Source organism: Verrucosispora sp. SN26_14.1, from assembly GCF_004307965.1.
Taxonomy (GTDB): domain Bacteria; phylum Actinomycetota; class Actinomycetes; order Mycobacteriales; family Micromonosporaceae; genus Micromonospora.
In genome coordinates this window covers 1-3,353 of record NZ_SISL01000573.1, presented here as the reverse complement: position 1 = coordinate 3,353, position 3,353 = coordinate 1, and the positions used below count along the sequence as shown (strand labels likewise).

The following is a 3,353-nucleotide window of genomic DNA, read 5'->3' as shown; positions in this document are numbered from 1 at the left end:
GGCACCGCCGAGCTGGTCGGGTGCCGGCGCGGCGACCGCCAGCGGACTGCCCCGGCGGACCCGTGGCGGCGGCCTGCAGTCCGAACTGCACGACACCCCACCCCCACCGGCCGGCACCGACCTGCTCGACCCCGAGGTCGTCCGGGCCCGACTCACCGCCCTGTCGGCCGGGGTGGCCCAGGCGATGCGACGCAACCAGCAGACCAGACACAGCGGGAGACCCGAATGATGCCCAACGTCAGCGCCGGCCTGGACTGGCTCCTGGCGAACTTCGCCGAGCAGGTCCCGGACGTGTCGCACGCCCTCGCCGTCTCCGGCGACGGGCTGCGACTGGCCGCCTCGCCCCACCTCTCCACCGACCAGGCGGACCAGCTCGCCGCCGTGATCAGCGGGCTGGCCAGCCTGACCGTCGGCGCGGCGCGGCTGATGTCCGCCGGCCGGGTACGCCAGCAGATCGTCGACATGGACGGCGGGGTGCTGCTGGTGATGGCGGTCGGCGACCGCGCCCTGATCGGGGTCCTCGCCTCCGCCGGGTGCGACCTGGGCCAGATCGGCTACGAGACGGCCACCCTGGTCCAGCGGGTGGCCGAGGCCCTCGAACCGGCCATGCGCACCTGGGCGGAACAGGGCGGGGTGCCGGCGTGACCGGCCGGAGTGCCGGCGTCGATGGACGAAGCTCGGCGGTTCGCGGGTGGGGTGCGGGCGTCGGTGGACGAAGCTCGGCGGTTCGCGCGCGAGGTGTCGGCGTGGCCGGGCGGGGTCGGCGTCTGATGGCGGCCGTGCTGGCGGTCGCGCTGGTCGCCGGTTGTGGCGCCGAGGCCGGCCCGGAGCCGCGCCCGTGGCACGACGGACGCATCTTCCTCGCCACCGGCAACACCACCGGCGTCTACTACCAGCTCGGCGGCGGGTACGCCGACATCATCAGCCGGCACCTGCCCGGCTACGAGGCCCGCGCCGAACCGACCGGAGCCTCCGGCGAGAACATCACCCGCCTGGTCGAGGGCGACATGGAGATCGCGTTCAGCCTGGCCGACACCGCCGCCGACGCCAGCGCCGGCCGTGGCGCGTTCGCCGGCCAACCCCAACCGGTCCGGGCCCTGGCCCGGGTCTACAGCAACTACACCCACGTCATCGTCCGAGCCGACGCCCAGTTCACCGGCCTCGCGGCACTACGCGGCAAGCGGGTTTCCACCGGTTCCCCCAAGTCCGGCACCGACGTCATCGCCGCCCGGCTGCTCACCGCCGCCGGACTGGACCCCGAACGGGACGTACGCCGGGCCCGGCTGTCGCTGCCGGAGACGGTGGCCCGGATGCGCGCCGGGACCCTCGACGCCATGTTCTTCTCCGGCGGCCTGCCCACCCCCGGCATCGCCGACATGCTCAGCGGCGCACCGGGCCGGTTCGCCCTGCTGCCGATCGCCGAGTTGGTCGAGTCGCTCAACGCCGAACACGGCTCGGTCTACACCACCGCCGAGCTGCCCAAGGACGCCTACGACACGCCGAACGGCACTCCCACGGTCACGGTGGCCAACGTGATCCTGGTCAACGCCGACATGCCCGATCAACTGGCGTACGACCTGACCCGGCTCCTCTTCACGTACCAGACCGACCTGGCCGTGGCACACCCCGAGGCCCGCAACTTCGACCGCCAGAGCGCCGCCTCCACCGACCCCATCCCCCTGCACCCCGGCGCTGCCCGCTACTACCAGGGCGGCTGACCGTCGCTGCGCTGCCTCGACGTCGGACGGGACAGATCGTGGTGCGGAAGTGCCCTCGCAGGGGCGCTTTCGCACCACGATCCGTTCGGGCCTCTCCGGCGTCCGCTACGGGCGCTCGGAGAGCCGGGTGACGAACGCACGCCAGGAGCCGGGACCGAAGACCAACACCGGCCCAGCCGGATCCTTGGAATCACGTACGGCCACCACACCCGACAGGTTGTCGGCCACCTCCACGCAGGCACCACCCTGCCCGTTACTGCGGGTGCTCTTGCGCCACCGGGCGTTAGTCAATTCCATGTCTCCGCCACTTCCGCGATCAGATCGAGGGACTGCTGCTGCGATAGTGCCTCACCCCGGATCGACTCCCAAACCTCGACCATCTGCCGCAGATAGTCGGCACGGTCCACCACCTGCCCGTGGAGCTGGCCCTCCTGATAGACGACGTCCTCCCCGTGCGGTGGACTGGCGATCACGAACGGGCCGTTGATCCCGGGATAGGCGCCGACCGAGAGCGGAACGACCTGGATCCGGAGCCGGGGCACGGTCGAGCCAAGCTTCACCAGGTGGCGCAGTTGCTCCCGCATCACTTCCGGTCCGCCGATCCGTCGACGCAGCACGAACTCGTCGACGACGGCGGTGAACATCGGCGGACGCTCGCGGGTCAGCACGGTCTGCCGGTCCAACCGGGTCGTCACCTGCTGCTCGACCTCGTGTGGCGCGAACAGCCCACCGCCGGCAAGCAACGCGCGGGCATACGCCTCGGTCTGCAACAGCCCCGGCACACACAGCGGCTCGAACCAGCGCAGCGCAGTGGCCTCCGCCTCGATGCCGGGCCAGTCCCGGAACCACGGCACCAGGATCTCCCGGCTGAGTCGGCGTTGGATGCGCTCGAAACGGCCGTCGGCGGCGAACACCGTGTCGCAGCGGCGGGCGAAGTCCAGGCTCGGCTTCCGCTCGCAGGTCTCCACCTTCGCCACCAGCGCGGCCGAGTAGCTGAGCGCCTCGGCCAGCGCGGTCTGCGACATGTCAGCGGTGACTCTGACCAGCCGCAGTTCCTCCGCGAAGTGCTCCAGCATGGACGAGCGGTCCACGGACACCCTCCGTACATCGTCGTACCGCCTGAGACCGGCCCGGGACGCGCGCGTCGTCACCGCGCCAAGCCTCCCACCGTAGTCGCGTCCTCACCAGACTGTCACGCAGCGGGACCGCTCACGGGATCGGACGGCGGGCGGAACCAAGCCGGGGCGTCGGCGTACCCGACTCGGCCGGCGCCCCATTCACCTCGACGGAGGCCCACCCATGCGATTCCCGTTCCGGCGATGTCCGCCCCCGGCCACCCCCATCCCGCTCCCCGGGGACCGGGACTGGTGACGGCCCGTTACCGCCCCCACGTCGCGGCCCGACCGTCCTGGCGGTGCCGGGTGTGCGGTGCCCGTTGGCCGTGCTCGGCGGCCCGGCTGGCGTTGTTGGGCGAATACCGGGAGAACCGCACCGGCCTGCTCGTCTATCTCGGCTCGATGATGTACGACGCCGCCGACGACCTGGCCGGCACCTGCCCACCCGAAACGCTGGCCGCCCGCTTCCTCACCTGGGCCCGCCCCCGCTGACCCACCCCGCCCCGCCCGACCCCCACAC

General features: G+C 72.2%; 6 protein-coding genes. 4 read left to right on the top strand and 2 right to left on the bottom strand.

Annotated features, from left to right (window positions below):
- From EYA84_RS32750 to EYA84_RS29270, 3 genes are all read left to right on the top strand, one after another.
- A partial coding sequence (locus EYA84_RS32750; RefSeq protein ID WP_161595063.1) for a hypothetical protein occupies positions 1–229 on the top strand: 229 nt, incomplete at its 5' end.
- Positions 226–645: a roadblock/LC7 domain-containing protein gene (locus tag EYA84_RS29275; RefSeq protein WP_131057271.1), complete on the top strand. Its 420-nt coding sequence runs from the start codon at positions 226–228 to the stop codon at positions 643–645. The genes EYA84_RS32750 and EYA84_RS29275, both read left to right, overlap by 4 nt.
- Before the next feature lie 101 nt (positions 646–746).
- Positions 747–1,718: a TAXI family TRAP transporter solute-binding subunit gene (locus EYA84_RS29270; RefSeq protein ID WP_131057269.1), complete on the top strand. Its 972-nt coding sequence runs from the start codon at positions 747–749 to the stop codon at positions 1,716–1,718.
- Positions 1,719–1,823: 105 nt separating this feature from the next.
- Here the strand turns inward: EYA84_RS29270 and EYA84_RS29265 are convergent, their stop codons facing one another.
- Entirely contained in the window at positions 1,824–2,015 is a 192-nt protein-coding gene (locus EYA84_RS29265) for a DUF397 domain-containing protein (RefSeq protein WP_131057267.1), read from the bottom strand.
- On the bottom strand, positions 2,006–2,809 hold the full coding sequence (locus EYA84_RS29260) for a helix-turn-helix transcriptional regulator (RefSeq protein WP_162854395.1): 804 nt from the start codon (positions 2,807–2,809) through the stop codon (positions 2,006–2,008). The genes EYA84_RS29265 and EYA84_RS29260 overlap by 10 nt, the downstream gene beginning before the upstream one ends.
- A 228-nt stretch (positions 2,810–3,037) precedes the next feature.
- Here EYA84_RS29260 and EYA84_RS29255 point away from each other — a divergent pair, with 228 nt between their 5' ends.
- Positions 3,038–3,325, top strand: coding sequence for a flavin reductase (locus EYA84_RS29255; protein ID WP_131057265.1), 288 nt, complete (start codon positions 3,038–3,040; stop codon positions 3,323–3,325).
- Positions 3,326–3,353 lie beyond the last annotated feature (28 nt).